Origin of the sequence: Aeromonas sp. sif2416 (assembly GCF_019218665.1) — a bacterium.
Classification (GTDB): domain Bacteria; phylum Pseudomonadota; class Gammaproteobacteria; order Enterobacterales; family Aeromonadaceae; genus Aeromonas; species Aeromonas encheleia.
Genome location: NZ_JAHUXC010000062.1, coordinates 1 through 249 on the forward strand (window position 1 = coordinate 1; position 249 = coordinate 249).

Sequence of the window (249 nt, forward strand, 5' to 3'; positions counted from 1 at the left end):
CCGGCGTCAATGACGGTGCGGTGATTGTGGGTGATGGCAGCGGTGCGGTGACCGAAGACCTGAACGTGGTCAGCGGTAACCTGACCGAGACCGGCAGCCTGAGCGTGACCGACGTGGACGGGGCCGATGAGGCCGAGTTCAAACCGGGTGTGGGCACCCCGAGTGCCGGCGCCCTGGGTCAGCTGGAGATCGATGCGGCTGGCAAGTGGAGCTATGAAGTCGCCAACGACAAGGTGCAGTACCTGGGCG

Annotated in this window: 1 protein-coding gene; it reads left to right on the forward strand. The window is 65.5% G+C overall.

Annotation, left to right across the window (positions count from 1 at the left end; translation table 11 throughout):
• The coding region (locus KW821_RS21545) for a VCBS domain-containing protein (RefSeq protein ID WP_218292878.1) at nt 1–249 on the forward strand (249 nt) is incomplete at both ends.